Annotated in this window: 20 protein-coding genes and 1 pseudogene; 19 read left to right on the plus strand and 2 right to left on the minus strand. The window is 61.3% G+C overall.

The genetic code is table 11. The features are described from left to right. Window positions 1–2 precede the first annotated feature (2 nt). From panC to ACTOZL_RS01045, 4 genes are all read left to right on the plus strand, one after another. On the plus strand, window positions 3–860 hold the full coding sequence (gene panC / locus ACTOZL_RS01030) for a pantoate--beta-alanine ligase (protein WP_482476189.1): 858 nt from the start codon (window positions 3–5) through the stop codon (window positions 858–860). After that, entirely contained in the window at window positions 857–1252 is a 396-nt protein-coding gene (gene panD, locus ACTOZL_RS01035) for an aspartate 1-decarboxylase (RefSeq protein WP_482476190.1), read from the plus strand. Before panC ends, panD begins: the two co-directional genes overlap by 4 nt. A gap of 2 nt (window positions 1253–1254) precedes the next feature. Next, the gene (gene coaBC / locus ACTOZL_RS01040) at window positions 1255–2460 is read left to right on the plus strand and encodes a bifunctional phosphopantothenoylcysteine decarboxylase/phosphopantothenate--cysteine ligase CoaBC (RefSeq protein WP_482476191.1); all 1206 of its coding nucleotides are present in this window, start codon (window positions 1255–1257) and stop codon (window positions 2458–2460) included. Between the two features lie 131 nt (window positions 2461–2591). Then, window positions 2592–3173 (plus strand): hypothetical protein, encoded by a 582-nt coding sequence (locus ACTOZL_RS01045; protein ID WP_482476192.1) that lies wholly within the window; start codon window positions 2592–2594, stop codon window positions 3171–3173. A gap of 41 nt (window positions 3174–3214) precedes the next feature. Here ACTOZL_RS01045 and ACTOZL_RS01050 read toward each other — a convergent pair whose 3' ends face one another. Beyond that, window positions 3215–3949, minus strand: a complete 735-nt coding sequence (locus ACTOZL_RS01050) for a MerR family transcriptional regulator (protein ID WP_482476193.1) — start codon at window positions 3947–3949, stop codon at window positions 3215–3217. A gap of 213 nt (window positions 3950–4162) precedes the next feature. Continuing rightward, the gene (gene trxA, locus ACTOZL_RS01055; protein ID WP_482476194.1) at window positions 4163–4468 is read right to left on the minus strand and encodes a thioredoxin; all 306 of its coding nucleotides are present in this window, start codon (window positions 4466–4468) and stop codon (window positions 4163–4165) included. Window positions 4469–4661: 193 nt separating this feature from the next. Between trxA and ACTOZL_RS01060 the strand changes: the two genes are divergently transcribed. The 15 genes and pseudogenes from ACTOZL_RS01060 to ACTOZL_RS01130 form a co-directional block, all read left to right on the plus strand. After that, window positions 4662–5132: a TspO/MBR family protein gene (locus ACTOZL_RS01060; protein ID WP_482476196.1), complete on the plus strand. Its 471-nt coding sequence runs from the start codon at window positions 4662–4664 to the stop codon at window positions 5130–5132. Between the two features lie 166 nt (window positions 5133–5298). After that, complete coding sequence (gene cbiD / locus ACTOZL_RS01065; protein ID WP_482476197.1) at window positions 5299–6438, plus strand: cobalt-precorrin-5B (C(1))-methyltransferase CbiD; 1140 nt, start codon at window positions 5299–5301, stop codon at window positions 6436–6438. Beyond that, window positions 6420–7136, plus strand: coding sequence for a precorrin-2 C(20)-methyltransferase (gene cobI, locus ACTOZL_RS01070; protein ID WP_482476198.1), 717 nt, complete (start codon window positions 6420–6422; stop codon window positions 7134–7136). Before cbiD ends, cobI begins: the two co-directional genes overlap by 19 nt. A gap of 17 nt (window positions 7137–7153) precedes the next feature. Then, window positions 7154–7921 carry a precorrin-4 C(11)-methyltransferase gene (gene cobM, locus ACTOZL_RS01075; protein WP_482476199.1) on the plus strand — a complete coding sequence of 256 codons (768 nt, stop codon included), beginning with the start codon at window positions 7154–7156 and terminating at the stop codon, window positions 7919–7921. Further along, window positions 7918–8919 carry a cobalt-precorrin 5A hydrolase gene (locus ACTOZL_RS01080; RefSeq protein ID WP_482476200.1) on the plus strand — a complete coding sequence of 334 codons (1002 nt, stop codon included), beginning with the start codon at window positions 7918–7920 and terminating at the stop codon, window positions 8917–8919. The genes cobM and ACTOZL_RS01080 overlap by 4 nt, the downstream gene beginning before the upstream one ends. Further along, entirely contained in the window at window positions 8909–9643 is a 735-nt protein-coding gene (cobJ, locus tag ACTOZL_RS01085) for a precorrin-3B C(17)-methyltransferase (RefSeq protein WP_482476201.1), read from the plus strand. Before ACTOZL_RS01080 ends, cobJ begins: the two co-directional genes overlap by 11 nt. After that, a complete protein-coding gene (gene cobK / locus ACTOZL_RS01090; RefSeq protein WP_482476203.1) occupies window positions 9640–11622 on the plus strand; it encodes a precorrin-6A reductase in 1983 nt (660 codons plus the stop codon). The genes cobJ and cobK overlap by 4 nt, the downstream gene beginning before the upstream one ends. After that, window positions 11615–12994 carry a cobyrinic acid a,c-diamide synthase CobB gene (locus ACTOZL_RS01095; RefSeq protein ID WP_482476204.1) on the plus strand — a complete coding sequence of 460 codons (1380 nt, stop codon included), beginning with the start codon at window positions 11615–11617 and terminating at the stop codon, window positions 12992–12994. The genes cobK and ACTOZL_RS01095 overlap by 8 nt, the downstream gene beginning before the upstream one ends. A 7-nt stretch (window positions 12995–13001) precedes the next feature. Then, the gene (cobT, locus tag ACTOZL_RS01100; protein WP_482476205.1) at window positions 13002–14078 is read left to right on the plus strand and encodes a nicotinate-nucleotide--dimethylbenzimidazole phosphoribosyltransferase; all 1077 of its coding nucleotides are present in this window, start codon (window positions 13002–13004) and stop codon (window positions 14076–14078) included. Next, window positions 14078–14608: a bifunctional adenosylcobinamide kinase/adenosylcobinamide-phosphate guanylyltransferase gene (locus ACTOZL_RS01105; RefSeq protein ID WP_482476206.1), complete on the plus strand. Its 531-nt coding sequence runs from the start codon at window positions 14078–14080 to the stop codon at window positions 14606–14608. Before cobT ends, ACTOZL_RS01105 begins: the two co-directional genes overlap by 1 nt. Beyond that, a complete protein-coding gene (locus ACTOZL_RS01110; protein WP_482476208.1) occupies window positions 14605–15390 on the plus strand; it encodes an adenosylcobinamide-GDP ribazoletransferase in 786 nt (261 codons plus the stop codon). The genes ACTOZL_RS01105 and ACTOZL_RS01110 overlap by 4 nt, the downstream gene beginning before the upstream one ends. An 11-nt stretch (window positions 15391–15401) precedes the next feature. Next, window positions 15402–15737 (plus strand): bifunctional adenosylcobinamide kinase/adenosylcobinamide-phosphate guanylyltransferase, encoded by a 336-nt coding sequence (locus ACTOZL_RS01115; protein WP_482476209.1) that lies wholly within the window; start codon window positions 15402–15404, stop codon window positions 15735–15737. Continuing rightward, a complete protein-coding gene (locus ACTOZL_RS01120; RefSeq protein WP_482476210.1) occupies window positions 15737–16360 on the plus strand; it encodes a histidine phosphatase family protein in 624 nt (207 codons plus the stop codon). The genes ACTOZL_RS01115 and ACTOZL_RS01120 overlap by 1 nt, the downstream gene beginning before the upstream one ends. Continuing rightward, window positions 16348–17313, plus strand: a complete 966-nt coding sequence (gene cbiB, locus ACTOZL_RS01125; protein WP_482476211.1) for an adenosylcobinamide-phosphate synthase CbiB — start codon at window positions 16348–16350, stop codon at window positions 17311–17313. Before ACTOZL_RS01120 ends, cbiB begins: the two co-directional genes overlap by 13 nt. A gap of 14 nt (window positions 17314–17327) precedes the next feature. Further along, window positions 17328–17537 (plus strand): annotated as a pseudogene (locus tag ACTOZL_RS01130) (threonine-phosphate decarboxylase); the annotation flags it as partial.

Here is a 17537-nt window from a genome sequence, read left to right on the forward strand (position 1 = left end):
ACATGAAGATTGCAACGACCATAGCAGAGGTCCGCGCCCAGGTGGCGGCGTGGAAGAAGGAGGGCCTCACGGTGGGCCTGGTGCCCACCATGGGCTACCTCCATGAGGGCCACGCCAGCCTGGTGGACAAGGCGGTTTCCCTGTGCGACCGGGTGGTGGCTTCGGACTTTGTCAACCCCACCCAGTTTGGCCCCGGGGAGGACTTGGAGGCCTACCCCCGGGACTTTGACCGGGACTGCGCCCTGTTGGAGGAACACGGCTGCGACCTGGTGTTCCACCCGGCGGTGGAGGAGATGTACGTCCCCAATGCTGCCACCTTTGTGGAGATACAGTCCGACATGCCCAAGCAACTGTGTGGCCAGACCCGTCCCACCCACTTCAAAGGGGTGTGTACCGTGGTTTCCAAGCTCTTCAACATCGTCACCCCGGACAAGGCGTTCTTTGGGCAGAAGGATGCCCAGCAGCTGGCCATCATCCGCCGGATGGTGCGGGAGCTGTCCTATGGCATTGAGATCGTGGGATGTCCCATCGTCCGGGAAGCGGACGGCTTAGCGAAATCCTCCCGGAACACCTATCTGGACCAGGCGCAGCGCAAAGCGGCGCTGGTGCTCTCCCAGGCGGTGTTCCTGGGGCAGAAGCTGATCCAGGAGGGGGAGCGGGATGCCCAAAAGCTGGTGTCCGCCATGGAAGCCCATATTCAGGCGGAGCCCTTGGCCCGGATCGACTATGTGTCCGCCGTGGACGGCGTGACCATGGAGCCGGTGGAGCGCATCCAGGGCAATGTCCTGGTGGCTATGGCCGTTTATATAGGAAAGACCCGTCTCATTGATAACTTTGTTGTGGAGGAGAGTGCCCTATGACCATCGAAATGCTCAAGGGAAAGATTCACCGGGCCACTGTGGTGCAGGCTGAGCTGAACTATGTAGGCTCCATCACTGTGGACCAGGACCTGCTGGACGCTTCGGGGATTTTGGAGTATGAAAAGGTCCAGATTGTGGACATCGACAACGGCAGCCGCTTTGAGACCTATACCATCGCCGGGGAGCGGGGTTCCGGGATGATCTGCCTCAACGGCGCGGCGGCCCGCTGTGTCAGCACTGGGGACAAGATCATCATTATGTCCTATGCCCAGATGACGCCCCAGGAAATCCAGAACGATTACCACCCCACAGTCGTCTTTGTGGATGAGAAGAATCAGATCAGCCGGGTGACTACCTATGAAAAGCACGGCCTGCTGAAAGACATGGAGTGAGCATGGAAAACCTGAAAGGAAAGTGCGTGCTCCTGTGCGTCACCGGCGGTATCGCCGCCTATAAGATGCCCAACGTGGCCAGCGCCTTGGTGAAAGCCGGGGCGGATGTCCATGTGATTATGACGGAGAATGCCACCCAGTTTATCACCCCTCTGACGTTTGAGTCCCTCAGCAACAACCGTTGCGTGGTGGATACCTTCGCCAGGGACTTCCAATATGACATTGCCCACATCTCCTTGGCCACAGCGGCGGACCTGATCCTCATCGCCCCGGCCACGGCCAATGTCATTGCCAAGCTGGCCCATGGCATTGCCGACGATATGCTCACCACCACCGTCCTGGCGGCCCGCTGCCGGAAGCTGGTGGCTCCGGCCATGAACACTGCCATGTTGGAGAACCCCGTCACCCAGGACAACATCACCCTCCTGCGGCGTTACGGCTTCGGTATCATCGAGCCTGCCAGCGGGATGCTGGCCTGCCACGCTGTGGGCAGCGGCAAACTGCCGGACCCAGAGGTGCTTCTGGACCACATTGCCCGGGAGATTGCCCGGGAAAAGGATTTGGAGGGGGTTCGGGTTACCGTGACCGCTGGCCCCACCCAGGAGTCCCTGGACCCTGTGCGCTACCTCACCAACCATAGCACCGGACGGATGGGGTATGCCATTGCCCGGGAAGCGATGCTGCGGGGGGCCCAGGTGACATTGATCTCTGGCCCGGTGGATTTGGACCCGGTGCCCTTTGTGGACCTACGCCCGGTGACCACCGCGGCGGACATGCTCTCCGCCATACAGGAGGCCTTGCCGGAGACGGACATTCTCATCAAGGCCGCAGCGGTGGCGGACTACCGCCCTGCCCAGGTGGCCGAGGATAAGATGAAGAAGAAAGAGGGGGAACTTTCCATCCCTCTGGCCCGTACCAGCGATATTTTGGGCTGGGTGGCGGAGCATCGCCATCCAGGGCTGTTTGTCTGTGGCTTTTCCATGGAGACCAAGGACATGCTCCAAAACTCCCAGGCCAAACTGGAGCGGAAAAAGCTGGACATGATTGTGGCCAATAACCTGAAGGTGGCCGGAGCCGGCTTCGGCGTGGACACCAACGTGGTTACGGTCATCACCGCTGACGGGGCGGAGGAACTGCCCCTGATGGGCAAGGACGAGGTGGCCCACCACCTGCTCAATGCCATCCAAACCCGACGTCAGCCAGGATAAACGATATGAAATAGAGCGGATGGACCGATGAATTGGGTCCATCCGCTGCTTTTTTGGGGCTGCGGACTTAACCAGGGCCCAAACCCTTCCGATAAAATAGGTAAAGAATACACGAGAAGGGAGCGGTGGACATGGAACTGCGCAGCACACGGGAAATGCGCCGGAATGAACAGTTGACCAAGGCCATGGCAAACAAGACAGAGGGGCAGCCTACCGCTGCCCAAACCAAACCCACCCAGTCCAAGGCCCAACCCCCTGCCGACAAGCTTAGCCTCTCCCGGCAGGCCCTATCCTGGCTGGAAGAGCAGAACCGTAAACTATGGGAACAGGACATGGAACGGGAGCAGCGGCGGCAGGATCGCATGAACGACTGCCTGAGCTCTATGGAAAGCAAGAAGAAAGAGCTGGATGCGATGGACAAGGCGCTCAAGGTGCTGCGCATTTGCCAAAAGATTGCAGCTTCCATTATGAAGGGAGACCGGGTGCCCCCGGAGGACCTCAAGTATTTGATGGACAACGACCCAGAGGGGTACAAGATGGCTATGGCCATGCGCCGTCCGAAGGAGGACCCGGAGGATGTGGAGAGCGCCTTGGAAGAGGAGGAGAAGCGGAACACGGAGGGGAGTACAGAAGCGGTGGCGTCTGGTGGGGAGAGTACCCCAGCCCCCGAAGTGCCTTCCAGTGGGGAGTCTGCTTCCACGTCTACAGAATGAATCAACGCCCGTCCGATGAAGCCGGACGGGCGTTTTGGCGCTTAGTGAGCGGTACAGTAGAATTCTATGGCGCGGTGGATAAACTCAGCGGTGCCGTCACCACCGGCCTGGTCAATGTTGTCCTTCATGCGGGCATCGGAGACATATAGCTGACCCAGCCCCTGGAAGATTTCATTGGTACAGTGGTAGTAGTGGCTGGTGATGAAGGCCTGCAAAGCGGAAAGCTGCGCCTGCACGGCGGGGTCGGCGGGGGAATACTGCTGCCGCAGAGCACCCAACTGCGCAAAGCGGGACAATAGCTGGGCAACCGCCTCCTCTCGCTGGCCTTGAGAGAGACCTCTGCTGTTTTCTGCGAATTCGGCATAAGCCTGGGTGGCCCCCCATCTCTCCTTGACCTCTTGGGCGTAGCGGTCCAATTCCTCTCGGTTGAATGCGTGGAAGTCCATTTGCTCCACTCCTTTTCGTTGTACTTCACGGGCAAAGCGGATGAGCAGTTGGAGATGTGCGGCCTGGAGCTCCAGGAGCTTGATTTGCTGCGCTAAGGCTTCCTGAGGATCAAAGTCTGGACTGTCCAAAATAGCCTTGATCTCCTTCAAGGGGAAGCGGAGCTCCCGGAACATGAGGATGTTTTGCAGCCTAGTGAGGGCTGCGTCGTCATACAGTCGATACCCCGCCTGGGTGGTTTGGCTGGGTTTGAGCAGGCCGATGGCATCATAATGATGCAGTGTGCGCACACTTACCCCGGTCAGCCGGCTCATTTCACGTACCGTTCGCATGGTGCTTCCTCCTTTGTCTCGCTTCCTTTGCCCGTCTGCCTGTACTCTACACTATGACGTAAGGGGAGAGTCAAGAGAAATTTTTGTGGGGGTCAAGAGGAGTGGAAAATGGACATCACATAGTCTACCATAGCCCATGGAAAAAAGACCTTGGAACCGTGAGAGCTGGTCCAAGGCCTTTTTCCGTGGTTTAGAGGTAGGGGGAAGTCGGGGTCAGGACAGGAAGCTTTCCAGTTCTTCCTTGGTCCGGACACCGACAGATACATCCACAGGCTCCCCGTCCCGGAACAACACCAGGGTGGGGATGGCAGAGACATGGAACTTTTGAGCCAGCTCCGGGGCCTCATCTACGTTGACCTTGGCAAAGGTGATCTCTGGATGTTCCTGGGAGAGCTCCTCCACCACGGGGGAAAGCATGTGGCAGGGGCCGCACCAGGATGCCCAAAAGTCCACTAGGACAGGGGTGGTGCCGGAGACCTGTTGGGAAAAATTCTCCTGGTTGAGGGGCATGACAGACATGGTTCAACACTCCTTTATGCAACGATTCATTTTCTTAAGGATACCCAAAACCTTGGGAAAATACTGTGATATCGTCACACAACGGGAAGAAAATACGCTGTGGCCTAGGAATTTTGGGGGCCGGGACATAGAGCACAGGGTACAATTGTATGATTCCTGCCCCCGCCGCATATCCTACTCCCGGTGATAAGCAATGAAAAACAAGTGGAACTCTTACCTTGGCTGGGTCCTGCTCACAGAGGCGGTGGGGGCCCTGGCCGGATGGCTCACCCGGGGCGGGGCGGAGGTTTACCGCACCCAGGTGGAGCAACCGCCTCTCTCACCCCCCAGTGTGGTGTTCCCCATGGTCTGGACGGTTTTATTTGCCCTGATGGGGGTGGGGATGGCCCTGGTGCAGGGGACACCCCCCTCCGCCGCCCGAGCCCTGAGCCTGCGGATTTTCCTGGTTCAACTGGCGTTTAACTTCTGTTGGAGCATCATTTTCTTCAACTTCCAAAGCTATGGCGTGGCCTTTGTGTGGCTGCTGGTGCTGTGGGTGCTGATCCTGTGGATGATCCATAGTTTCCGCAAGCTGGACACTGCCGCAGCCTGGCTACAGTTGCCCTACCTGCTCTGGGTGGGCTTTGCGGGATATTTGAACCTGGGGGTGTGGCTGCTGAACTGAGCAAAAAAACGCTTCCCCATTGACAGGGGCCCGCTCCTTTCCGTATAATGGTACCATTGACAGAGAACATGTCTGTCCCGGTATTGCAGTCCTTCTTAATATGCAGAGAGGTCATGCTCGACTGGCGTGGCCTCTTTTTCTTTTTTGCTGGACGGGAGGTGGCTTCGTGGGCTTTGAGTACAGAGTGCGGTTGGGACAAAAGCAGCTGCGCTGCGGTTATACCACCGGTACCTGCGCCGCCCTGGCCGCCGGGGGTGCCGCCCAACTACTGTTGACCGGGGAGAAACTGTCAAAGCTTTCTCTCCTGACTCCGGCGGGGATTCCCGTGGAACTGACCCCGGCAGGGCTTTCCATGGAGGGGACTGCCGCCTGCTGCGCCGTGGTGAAGGACAGCGGCGACGACCCGGACGTGACCAACGGCCTGTCCATTGCGGCCACGGTGTCCCGGACAGAGAAGGGCATCTTCATTGACGGCGGCGAAGGGGTAGGCCGGGTGACCAAGCCAGGACTGGATCAGCCCGTAGGCGCGGCGGCCATCAATCGGGTGCCACGGGAGATGATTCGGCAGCAGGTCCAGCAGGTATGCGCCGGGGCGGGTTACACCGGCGGGCTGCGGGTGGTGATCTCCATTCCTGGTGGGGCGGAGGTGGCAAAGCGCAGTTTCAACGCCGCCCTGGGCATTGTGGGGGGACTCTCCGTGTTGGGCACCTCCGGCATCGTGGAACCCATGAGCCAACAGGCCATTGTGGATACCATTGCCTTGGAGCAGCGGCAGGTGGCGGTGTCCGGCGTCACCCGCCTGATTTTGACGCCGGGGAACTATGGTATGGACTACCTAGAGAAAAATGGGAGGTTGTTTTCCAGTGTTCCTGTGGTGAAATGTTCCAACTTCATCGGGGACGCCTTGGACATCGCCGCAGGCCTGGACTTCCAGCAAGTGCTGCTGGTGGGGCACATTGGCAAGCTGGTGAAGCTGGCGGGGGGGATTATGAATACCCATTCCCGCTGGGGCGACTGCCGGGGGGAGCTGTTCTGTGCTCACGCGGCTGTTCAGGGAGCAGACCGGGATACCTGCCGGGCCCTGATGGAGGCCTCCACGACAGATGCTTGCATTGCCCTCCTAGAAGAAAAGGGCCTCCGGGCCCCGGTACTGGAAAGCCTGACAGCAGCAGTCCAGCGGCAGTTGACCCGCCGGGCCGCCGGGGCATTTACCGTGGGGGCCCTGCTGTTTTCCAACCAATATGGCCTGCTGGGGATTACCCAGGAGGCAAAGGAGCTGTTGGCCCAATGGAACGAAACAATATGACCCCCGGCATTTTTTATGGCGTGGGGGTGGGCCCGGGGGACCCGGAGCTGTTGACGTTACAGGCAGTGCGTCTCTTGGAACACTGCCCGGTGATTGCCGCACCCCAGACTAGGGACGGGGGGATGCTGGCCCTGGAAATTGCCCGCCAGGCGGTGGACCTGTCGGGGAAAGTGATTGTGCCCCTGTCTTTTTCCATGTCGCCAGACCCGGAGACCCGGCGGTGCGCCCACCAGGCCGCTGGGGCGGCAGTACGCAGCCATCTGGATCAGGGCCAGGATGTGGCCATGCTGAATTTGGGGGATGTGTCCATTTATGCCAGCTATCGTTATTTGATGGAGCAGTTGAAGACCCAGGGCTATGAGACCCGCATGATCCCCGGTATCCCCAGCTTTTGCGCGGTGGCGGCGAAGCTGGGGGTCAGCCTCACGGAGCTGGAACAGCCTATGCAGCTACTGCCGGGGAGTGGGCTGTCTGAGGAAAGTTTACGGGAACATCTGGCCCGTCCTGGCACTAAGGTATTGATGAAATCTGGACGGCAGCTGCCGGAAGTCCTGTCTACCTTGGAGGATATGGAGCTGTTGAAACGCAGCGCCATGGTTTGTGACTGCGGCCTGCCTCAAGAACAGGTATTTTCCCAGATAGACAGTGCAGTCCTGCCGGAGGATATGGGATATTTTACTACCATCGTTGTGCGATAGATTGAGAGGCCGGTTTTATGATACATTTTGTAGGTGCCGGGCCCGGTGCGCCGGACCTGATTACCCTCCGGGGGGCGAAGTTGCTGGGGGAGGCGGACTGCGTGATCTACGCGGGCAGCCTGGTGAACCCGGAGCTTTTGGCCCTGACCCGGGTGGGCTGCCTTTGTTATAATAGCGCGGAGATGACCTTGGAAGAGGTGCTCTCTGTGATGCGGGAAATGGAGGCGGCGGACAAAACCACCGTGCGTCTCCACACCGGGGACCCCAGCGTCTATGGGGCTATCCGGGAGCAGATGGATGCCTTGGAGACGGAGGGGATTGCTTACGATACTGTCCCTGGGGTGTCCAGCTTTTGCGGGGCCGCTGCCGCACTAGGGGAGGAGTATACCCTGCCCGGTGTCAGTCAAAGCGTGATCCTCACCCGTATCGCTGGACGGACCCCAGTGCCGGAGGGGGAGCGGTTGGAGCTGCTGGCTTCCCACGGGGCCAGTATGGTCCTGTTCCTCTCGGCGGGGATGCTCCCCCAGGTCCAGGCCGCCTTGTTGGCGGGGGCCTATAAGGAAGATACTCCGGCGGCGCTGGTGTATAAAGCCACCTGGCCGGAGGAACGCTTGCTGCGCTGTACCGTGGGTACCCTGGCCCAGCGGGGGGCGGAGGCGGAGATCAGTAAGACGGCCCTGGTGCTGGTGGGGGAGTTCTTGTCCCATTCCCAAGAGGGGTACCAGCGCAGCAAGCTCTACGACCCCAGCTTTACCACAGGGTACCGGAAGGGGACAATGTCATGAAGCTGGCGGTGCTCTCTTTTACAGACCGGGGACAAGCCTTGGCCCAGGAACTGTCCGCTGCCCTGGGGGGGACAGCCTGGCGCTGCAATGCCCCTCTGAACCTCCGGGACTGGACCAGCCAGCGCTTTCAGGACAGTGAGGCCCTGGTGTATGTGGGGGCGGCGGGGATTGCGGTGCGGGCCATTGCGCCCCACCTGGAAAGCAAGACCAGGGACCCCGCTGTGGTGGCAGTGGATGAGGGGGGGAACTATGCCATCCCCCTGGCCTCCGGCCACCTGGGCGGGGCCAACGACTTGGCCCGGCAAATCGCCAGAGCCTGCGGTGGGGTGGCTGCCATCACCACGGCCACAGATGTGAACGGGGTGTTCTCTGTGGATGCCTGGGCACGGCACCAAAACTGTCAGGTTTGCAACCCGGAGGGGATCAAGTCCATTGCCTCCAAATGTCTGGCAGGGGAGACGGTTTCCCTGTCCAGCGATTGGCCGGTGCGGGGAGTGCCGCCGGAGGGTGTCTGTCTTACGGAGGCGGCGGATGCCATGGTGCGTGTTACCCTCCGAAGAGAAGATAGGCAGACGGTTTTGCGCCTGGTGCCCCGAATCCTGGTGCTGGGGGTGGGGTGCAGGCGGGGGACCACTGCCGCTGCTTTGGAGTGTGCTCTAGCATCTTTTTTGGAGGCAACGGGCATGGAACCCCAGGGAATTTATGCTGCCGCCAGCATCGACTTGAAACAGGACGAGGGGGGCTTGGTGGAATTTTGTGCCAGACATGGCTGGCCGTTGGAGACCTTTTCTGCCCAAGAGCTGAGGGTTGTGGCAGGGGACTTTACTGCTTCCCCCTTTGTGCAACAGGTGACTGGGGTGGACAATGTGTGTGAACGCAGTGCGGTTCTGGCCAGTGGGGGGACACTGGTGGAGAAGAAGTATACGTCTGAGGGTGTGACCCTGGCGCTGGCGGCAAGGCCGTATACACCGGATTGGAGATGGATAGATGAGTCATAAACTGTTTGTAGTAGGGATCGGCCCCGGTGGGGCGGACTATCTCACTGGCCAAGCCCAGGCCGCTTTGGCGGCCGCCCAGGTGTTGTGCGGCTATACCCTCTATGTGGAGCTGATCGCCCCTCTCTATCCAGAAAAGGAGACCTACACCAGCGGGATGCGCCAGGAGTTGGAGCGTTGCCGTTGGGCTTTGGAGACCGCCCAAAAGGGCAAGACGGTGGCCCTGGTATGCAGCGGCGACAGCGGGATTTACGGCATGGCGAGTCCTGTGCTGTTTCTGTCCCCGGAGTATCCAAAGGTGGAGGTGGAGATCGTGGCGGGGCTCACCGCAGCCAACGCCGGCGCGGCGGTGCTGGGGGCCCCCCTGGGCCACGACTTCTGTGTCATCTCCCTGTCGGACCTGCTGACGCCCTGGGAGACCATAGAGAAACGCCTGCGCTTAGCCACCCAGGGGGAGTTTGCCCTGTGCCTGTACAACCCCAGTTCCCGGAAGCGGAGGGACTATCTGCGTACCGCCTGTGAGATTGTACTGGCAGAGGGGAGAGACCCGGATACCCTGTGTGGCTGGGTGCGCAACATCGGCCGCCCAGGGGAAGCGGCAAAGCTGTTGACCCTGGCGCAGCTACGAGAAGAGCAGGTGGACATGTTTACCACCGTTTACATCGGGAACAGCACCACCCGGGAAGTGCAGGGGCGGATGGTGACACCCAGAGGGTATCGAACATGAGGATCGTACTGTTTAGCGGAACTACAGAAGGACGGCAATTGGCCCAGGCCCTGGCAGAGGCTGGGGCGTTGGTGACTGTCTGTGTGGCCACAGCCTACGGGCAAGAACTCCAAGGCTGCGCCCCGGGCATTTCCGTGCATACCGGGCGGCTGGATGAGGCTGGGATGAACCAGGTACTAGAGGGTGCGGTACTGTGTGTGGATGCCACCCATCCTTACGCGGCCCAGGTGACAGCCCAGTTGCGGAAGGTCTGTCAGGAGATGGGGGTTCCCTACCGCCGTCTGTTGCGGGGGGAGAGTGCTTTGCCCCCAGGAAGCATCTGTGTGGACTCTGCGGCGGAGGCTGCGGCTTACCTGGAAAACACCAGCGGCAATGTCCTTTTAACCACTGGCACGAAGGAGCTAGGGGCATTCGCATCCCTTGGAGTCCAGCGGCTGTATCCCCGGGTCCTGCCCATGGAGGAGAGCTTGCAGGCCTGTGAGGCGTTGGGGGTACCCCGCCGGAATATTCTCGCCATGCAGGGCCCTTTTTCTCAGGAACTGAACACGGCGATCCTGCGGCAATATCAGATCAAATGGCTCGTCACCAAGGATGGCGGAGAACAGGGCGGCTTTGACGAAAAAGCCGCGGCGGCAGAATCCGTGGGGGCGGTCCTGGTGGTGTTGCGGCGTCCGGTGGATAGCGGGGAACCCTATGGGGCGCTTTTGGCCTATTGTAAGATGCTTCTGGCAGATGAGACCGGGAGACTGGGAGAACAAGCAGGGCAGATGCCAGTGTACCTGGCTGCCATGGGCGGCGGGACGCCGGAAACCCTGACGGCGGAATGTACCAGGGCCTTACAGGCGGCGGACTGTATCCTGGGTGCAAAGCGTCTGCTGGCAAACCTGCCAGAGGCTTGTACCCAAAACCGCGTGGAGGCTATCACCTCCGACGCCCTGCTGGCGGGCCTGCAAAGGGCCCGGCAGGGAGGGGCAAAACTGGCTGTGGTGTGCTACAGTGGTGATACGGGTTTTTACTCTGGGGCCCGGACCCTGCTTCCGGCGCTGGCTGCCCAGGGCTTTTCCGGAAAGGTCCTGCCAGGGGTGTCCAGTGTGCAGCTTTTGGCGGCCCGTCTGGGACGGCCCTGGCAGGACTGGGCCCTGGTTTCCGCCCACGGGGTGGACTGTGACCCAGTGGCGGCGGTGAGCCAGGGGAAGCCTGTATGTTTCCTCACCGGCGGTGCTTTGGGCCCTGGACAACTCTGCGCCAGTTTGACGGCGGAGGGCTTGGGGGATTTGCCTGTTACTGTGGGAGAGAACCTTTCAGGAAGGGAAGAACGGCTCACTACCGGGACAGCCGCAATGCTTGCATCGCAACCCTTTGCCCCACTCTCTGTCCTGCTGGTGGAGGCCCCAGACGTGCAGCCCCGGCGTACCCCAGGGCTGCCAGATGAAGCGTTTGTGCGGGGTGCGGTGCCCATGACCAAGCAGGAGGTTCGGGCCGTGGCCCTTGCCAAGCTGGCGGTGGGACCGGAGGATATACTTTGGGACGTGGGGGCTGGTACTGGCAGCGTCAGTGTGGAACTTGCCCTGGCAGCGAATAGGGGGCAGGTGTACGCCATAGAGGACAAGGCGAAAGCTTGGGTGTTGATCCGGAAAAACCGGGAGACCTTCCACGTCTGGAATCTCAGGCTTGTGGAGGGGCGTGCGCCCGAGGTATTGGAGGGCCTGCCTGCACCGGATGGCGTGTTCATCGGTGGCAGTGGGGGGAAACTCCCGGCCATTGTGGAGGCGGCCTTAGCGGCGAACCCTGGTGTCCGTCTGTGTATTTCCGCCATTGCATTGGAGACGGTAAATGTGGCGGTGCAGGCATTGACAGACCATGGGATCACGCCGCAAGTGACCCAGCTTGCCGTCAGCCGCAGCAGGGAAGCGGGGAGGATGCACCTGATGATGGCCAACAACCCGGTGTTCCTCGTTGCGGGGTGCCGGGATGATTGAGGTATTGCTCTCTGCCCCCGCCTCCGGCAGTGGAAAGACCATGGTGACCTGTGCCCTGTTGGCGGCATTGCAGCGGCGAGGGCTGAATCCCTGTGCTTTTAAGTGCGGGCCGGATTACATCGACCCGATGTTTCACCGGGCGGCCCTGGGAATCGACAGCCACAATTTGGACCTGTTTTTATCCGATAAGGAGACAGCAAAGGGGCTGTACAACCGCTACAGTGCCGGCCACAGTGCGGTGGTGTGCGAGGGAGCCATGGGTTTTTACGACGGAGTGGGGGGCACCACCACCCAGGCCAGCGCCTGGCATACGGCGGATGTGCTGGACTTGCCAGTGGTGCTGATCCTGCGCCCCAAGGGGGCCAGCCTGACCCTGGCGGCGCAGCTCCGGGGCTTGTTGGGGTTCCGTACCCCCAGCCATATTGTAGGGATACTGTTGAACGACTGTCCCCCAACCCTGTGCAAGAGTTTGTCCCCTATGCTAGAGGCGGAGACGGGCCTCCCTGTGTTGGGCTGCCTGCCCCCGATGGAGGAAGCGAGCCTGCCCAGCCGCCACCTGGGGCTGTGTACCGCAGAGGAGATCGGGGACCTGCCTCTCCGTTTGGAGAAATTGGCTGCGGGATTGGAGGAATACGCGGACCTGCCCCGTCTGTTGCGCCTTTGTGAGAGGAAGAAAAAAATTGGCAAGTTGCGCAAGCTTGCTGCGCCGCAACAAGCTGTGCCCCCACGCATTGCTGTGGCCCAGGACAGTGCGTTTTGCTTCACCTACCCAGAAACCTTGGATGCGTTGACGGATGCCGGGGCAGAGCTGGTGTCTTTCAGCCCTCTGGAAGATACTGCCCTCCCGCCGGACATCGCCGGATTATATCTTCCAGGAGGTTACCCGGAGCTATACGCCCAAGCCCTTTCCGAGAACCAGGGGATGCGGTGGGCAGTATATCAGGCAGTTGCGGCAGGTATGCCCACCGTAGCGGAATGCGGCGGCTTTTTGTATCTGGGAAAGCACTTGGAAGAGGCCGGGACGGGACGTAAGCTGCCTATGGCGGGCGCCCTGCCTGGGACTGGGTTTGCCGCTGGGCGGCTGGTGCGCTTTGGCTATGCCCAACTCAGCGCCAAAGTGGATGGAATGCTATTCCGCACCGGGGAGACGGTGCCGGCCCATGAGTTCCACCACTGGGACAGTACGGAGAACGGCACGGCCCTCAGGGCGGAGAAACCCATCAGCGGCAGGAGCTGGGACTGTGGCTTTCTGGGGCCATCGCTATACGCGGCGTTTCCCCACCTGTACTTTGCGGGAAGCCCCCAATTGTCCCAGCGCTTTGTGGCTGCGGCGGCGGGATATGCTGCCAAGGGTGTATTGGGAGGAGCGTGAGGAAGCGATGGAACAAGAGAAGGAATTGTTAGAAAAACTGGCAGCGGTACCGGAGCCGGATTCACAGGCCAGGGCAGAGGCGCACCGGAGGTGGGCCGCCTGCGCCAAGCCCCTGGGAGGCCTGGGCCTGTTGGAGGAGGCGTTGGAGCAGATCGCCACATTGACCGGAAGTGCGGACATCGACCTCTCCCGCCGGGCAGTGCTGGTGCTGTGCGCCGACCACGGCGTGACCGCCCAGGGGGTGACCCAAACGGACAGTAGTGTGACCGCCGCCGTAGTCCGTGGGCTGGCTGCCCGGCAGACCTCGGTATGTCGCATGGCGGCGCGGACGGATTGCAAGGTGGTTCCTGTGGATTTGGGTGTGGTGGATTTCCCGCCCTATCCCGGCGTGGTAGACCTGAGGATGGGCAACGGCACAGCGGATATGACCCAGGGTGCTGCCATGAGCCGGGCCCAGGCTGTGCAAGCTGTGTGTGCTGGGATGGAACTGGTCCGCCGGGAGGCGGAGCAGGGGACGAAGATTTTGGCGGCAGGGGAGATGGGCATTGGCAACACCACCGCCGCCAGTGCGGTGAGTGCTGTGCTGCTGGGCTGTCCGCCGGAGGCGGTGACAGGGCGGGGGGCTGGTCTGTCGGATGCGGGGCTTGCCCGGAAGATTGACGCGGTCCAGCGGGCCATTGCGGTGAATCGTCCGGACGCCGGAGACCCCCTGGACGTTTTGGCAAAGGTGGGGGGCTTTGAGCTGGCGGGGCTGTGTGGCCTGTACCTGGGGGGGGCGGTATACCGCCTCCCTGTGGTGATGGACGGCGTCATCAGCGCGGCGGCGGCCTTGTGTGCGGTGAGGCTGTGTCCCAAAGCCTCTGGGGCGATTTTGGCCAGCCATGTTTCTGCCGAACCTGCTGGACAGGCCCTGCTGGCGGCCCTGGGGAAGAAGCCGCTGATCACGGCCGGGCTGTGCCTGGGGGAGGGCACTGGGGCGGTGGCGGCCCTGCCGCTTCTGGATATGGCTCTGGCGGTGTATGCCGAGAGCTATACCTTTTCCGGCTGCGGCATTGAACCCTATACCCCCCAAGGAGGAATTTGATGGTATCTCTGGTGATCGGTGGCGCGGCCAGCGGGAAGAGCGCTTTTGCCGAGGAGTTGTTGCTCCAGGCCGAAGGGGTGCGGTACTATATCGCCACCCTGTACCCCTTTGATCTGGAATGCCGCCGGCGCATTGAACGGCACCGGGCCATGCGTGCCCAGAAGGACTTTGTGACCATCGAGCGGTACACGGACTTGTCAGGGCTGGTGCTGCCGGAGCGAGGGAACGTTTTGTTGGAGTGTATGACCAACCTGGTGGCCAACGAGCTGTACGACCCGGAGGGGGCAGGGGGGGCTGCCTTGGAGGCCATCCTCCGAGGGGTGGACAGGCTGCGGATGCAGTGTGAGCACTTGGTAATCGTCTCCGGGGAGCTGTTCTCTGCCGGGACAGACTATGAGGGGGATACCTTACACTATCTGCGCCTACTGGCTACGGTGAACCGCCGCCTGGCTGCCCAAGCGGATGCGGTATATGAACTGGTATGCGGCCTGCCAGTTTGCCACAAAGGCGGACAGGAGAACATGCCATGATTGTTTTTCAAACCATCGCTGTGGCCTTTGGGATGTTTTCTGCCCTGCCGTTGCCCCAACCGGCGTGGACGCCCCGGAACATGCGCTATGCCCTGTGCGCCTTTCCCCTGGTGGGGCTGGTGTGCGGCCTATGCTGGTGGGGCTGGACGGCGCTGGCGGAGTTTCTCGCAATGCCGGATCTGCTGCGGGGGGCGGGGCTTTGCCTGGTGCCGGTGCTGGTCACCGGGGGCATCCACCTGGACGGATACGCCGACACCTGTGATGCCTTGGCCAGTTGTGCCCCCCAAAAGCGGAAGCAGGAGATTTTGGCGGACCCCCACTGTGGGGCCTTTGCAGTGATCCGGCTGTGTGTGTATTTTGTTTGGATGCTTGCCCTATGTACGGTGGTGGAGACAGGAGGGAATACCCCCTTCTGTGTGGGTCTGGCTTTCGTGTTGGAGCGGAGCCTTTCCGGCTATGCCATTGCCGTGTTCCCCCTGGCCAAGGACAGTGGCCTGGCCCATAGCTTTGCCACTGCGGCAGACCGCCGCCGGGTAAAAAATATCCTGTTGCTGTTGATCTGTGCTGCGGCCGGAGGGATGGCGGCGCTGGGGGATATCGGGGGCAAAGCCATGGCCCTGGCGGCGTTGGCGGCGCTGGTTTGGTATTGGAGGGTTGCGAAGAAGCAGTTTGGCGGCGTGAGCGGGGACCTGGCTGGATGGTTCTTGCAAGTGGCTGAGCTGTGGCAGTTGACCGCTTTGGTGGTGGCCCAACTGCTCCTCCGGGCATTGGGGACAGGATAGGGAGGAACAGGATGATTTTTATCACCGGGCCGCTGTTCAGCGGCAAGCGGGAGGTTGCACGAGAACTCCTGCACTGTGAAGAAGAGGACTTTTCCCGTCTGGCGATCTGGAACGTGGAAGACCTGGCTGCTGGGGATGAGAACCTGGATACACTGGCAGGACGGCTGGCAGAACAGTACCCCGTTGTGATTGCCACGGAGGTGGGCGGCGGTGTGGTCCCCATAGACCCAGCCCAGCGCCGGGCCAGGGAGCGGGCAGGCCGTTTGGCCTGCCTGCTGGCCCAACGGGCGGACACTGTGGTGCGGGTGTTTTGTGGCATCCCCACCGTACTGAAAGGGAGGCTGTGATGGAGATCTACTTGCTGCGCCATGGGGAGACGCAATACAATCGGGAGCGACGTTACCAGGGCCTGCGGGATATCCCGCTCTCTCCAGAAGGGGAAGAATCACTTTGCCAGGCAGAGGTGTTTCCCAAAGCCGTATATGTGTCCCCTCTGATGCGAGCCAGGCAGACGGCCCAACGCCTCTTCCCGGAGGCGGAGCAGCTTGTGTTGGAAGGGCTCCAGGAAATGGACCTGGGGGACTTTGAAGGACGTACTGCCGATGAGATGGCCCAGGACCAGGCCTACCGTGCCTGGGTGGATGGGAATTGCCAGGGTAAGATTCCTGGCGGTGAGAGCATGGAGGCGTTTGCGGCCCGGACTTGCGGGGCATTCGCAGCGCTGGTGGAGGAAGCACTGGACCGGGGGGAGAAGCTTTTGTGCATCGTGGCCCACGGGGGAACACAAATGGCGGTGATGGAGCGCTATGCCCGGCCCCATCGTCCGTATTTTGCATGGTACGCCCCCAATGGCAGTGGCTATCTTCTTCGGACGGATCAAGGGCTGTGGAACAGTGGCAACGGCGTGGAAGTGGTGAGAAAGCTCTCCTATGTATCCAGCGGTGAGGACGTTTGGTCATGGCGCTCTTAGGGGCGATAGCCTGCGGTTTTTTTCTGGATCTGCTGTTGGGGGACCCGGTGTGGCTGCCCCATCCAGTGGTGTTGATGGGAAAGGCCATTGTGGGATTGGAGCGTGTTTTTCGCCGTATTTTTCCCGCTACACCAGCGGGACTGCGTTTGGGAGGTACGCTTTTGGCTGTCCTGCTGCCAGTGGGAACCCTGGCGATTACATGGAGTATCGTTCTGGGTGCATCATATCTGCATCCGGCGCTGGGCTTCGGGGTGCAGGTTCTGTGGTGCTGGCAGGCCCTGGCGGTGAAGGGGCTGGCCCAGGAGAGCAGGCGGGTATATACCGCCCTGACCACGGACAGCTTGTCCGCCGCCCGCAAGGCGGTATCCCGCATTGTTGGGCGGGACACCGAGGCGTTGACCTCTGAGGGCGTGACCCGGGCGGCGGTGGAGACAGTGGCGGAGAACTTCGCCGACGGGGTTCTGGCGCCGCTGTTTTATATGACCATAGGCGGTGCACCTCTGGCCCTGGCCTATAAGGCAGTCAACACCATGGACAGTATGATCGGGTATAAAAACGAGCGGTATTTGCAGTTCGGCCGAGCGGCGGCGAAGCTGGACGACGGGGCGAACTACCTGCCCGCCCGCCTGGCGGCACTTCTGTGGATTGCTGCGGCCTCACTGGTGGGGCAGGATGCCAAGGGGGCGTTCCGTATCTGGCGGCGGGATAGGCGCAATCACCCCAGCCCCAATTCTGCCCAAACAGAGTCCGCCTGTGCCGGGGCCTTGGGGATACAGTTGGCGGGCCCAGCCTGGTATTTTGGGATGCTGCATGAAAAACCCACCATTGGGGACAGCTGCCGCCCGGTGGAACCGGAGGACATCTTGCGGGCCAATCGGGCGCTATATGCTGCCAGCATTCTAGCGCTTCTCCTTTGCCTGGGGGTTCGGGCGCTGGTGGTGATACTGTTGTAAGGGAGGAAAAGAGCGTGGATCGTCTGCCTCATGGGGGGGATTGGGCAAGCTTTGTGGCGGAATATGGTGCGGTGCCCCTGGATTTCTCCGCCAGCGTGAGCCCCCTGGGCACACCCAGGGGGGTGCAGGCGGCCATTGCCACCGCCGCACAGGCAGTGGACCGCTACCCGGACCCCCTTTGCCGGACGCTGCGCCAGGCCATTGCCGGGACAGAGGGGGTGGAG

Source organism: Evtepia sp. (assembly GCF_056797215.1).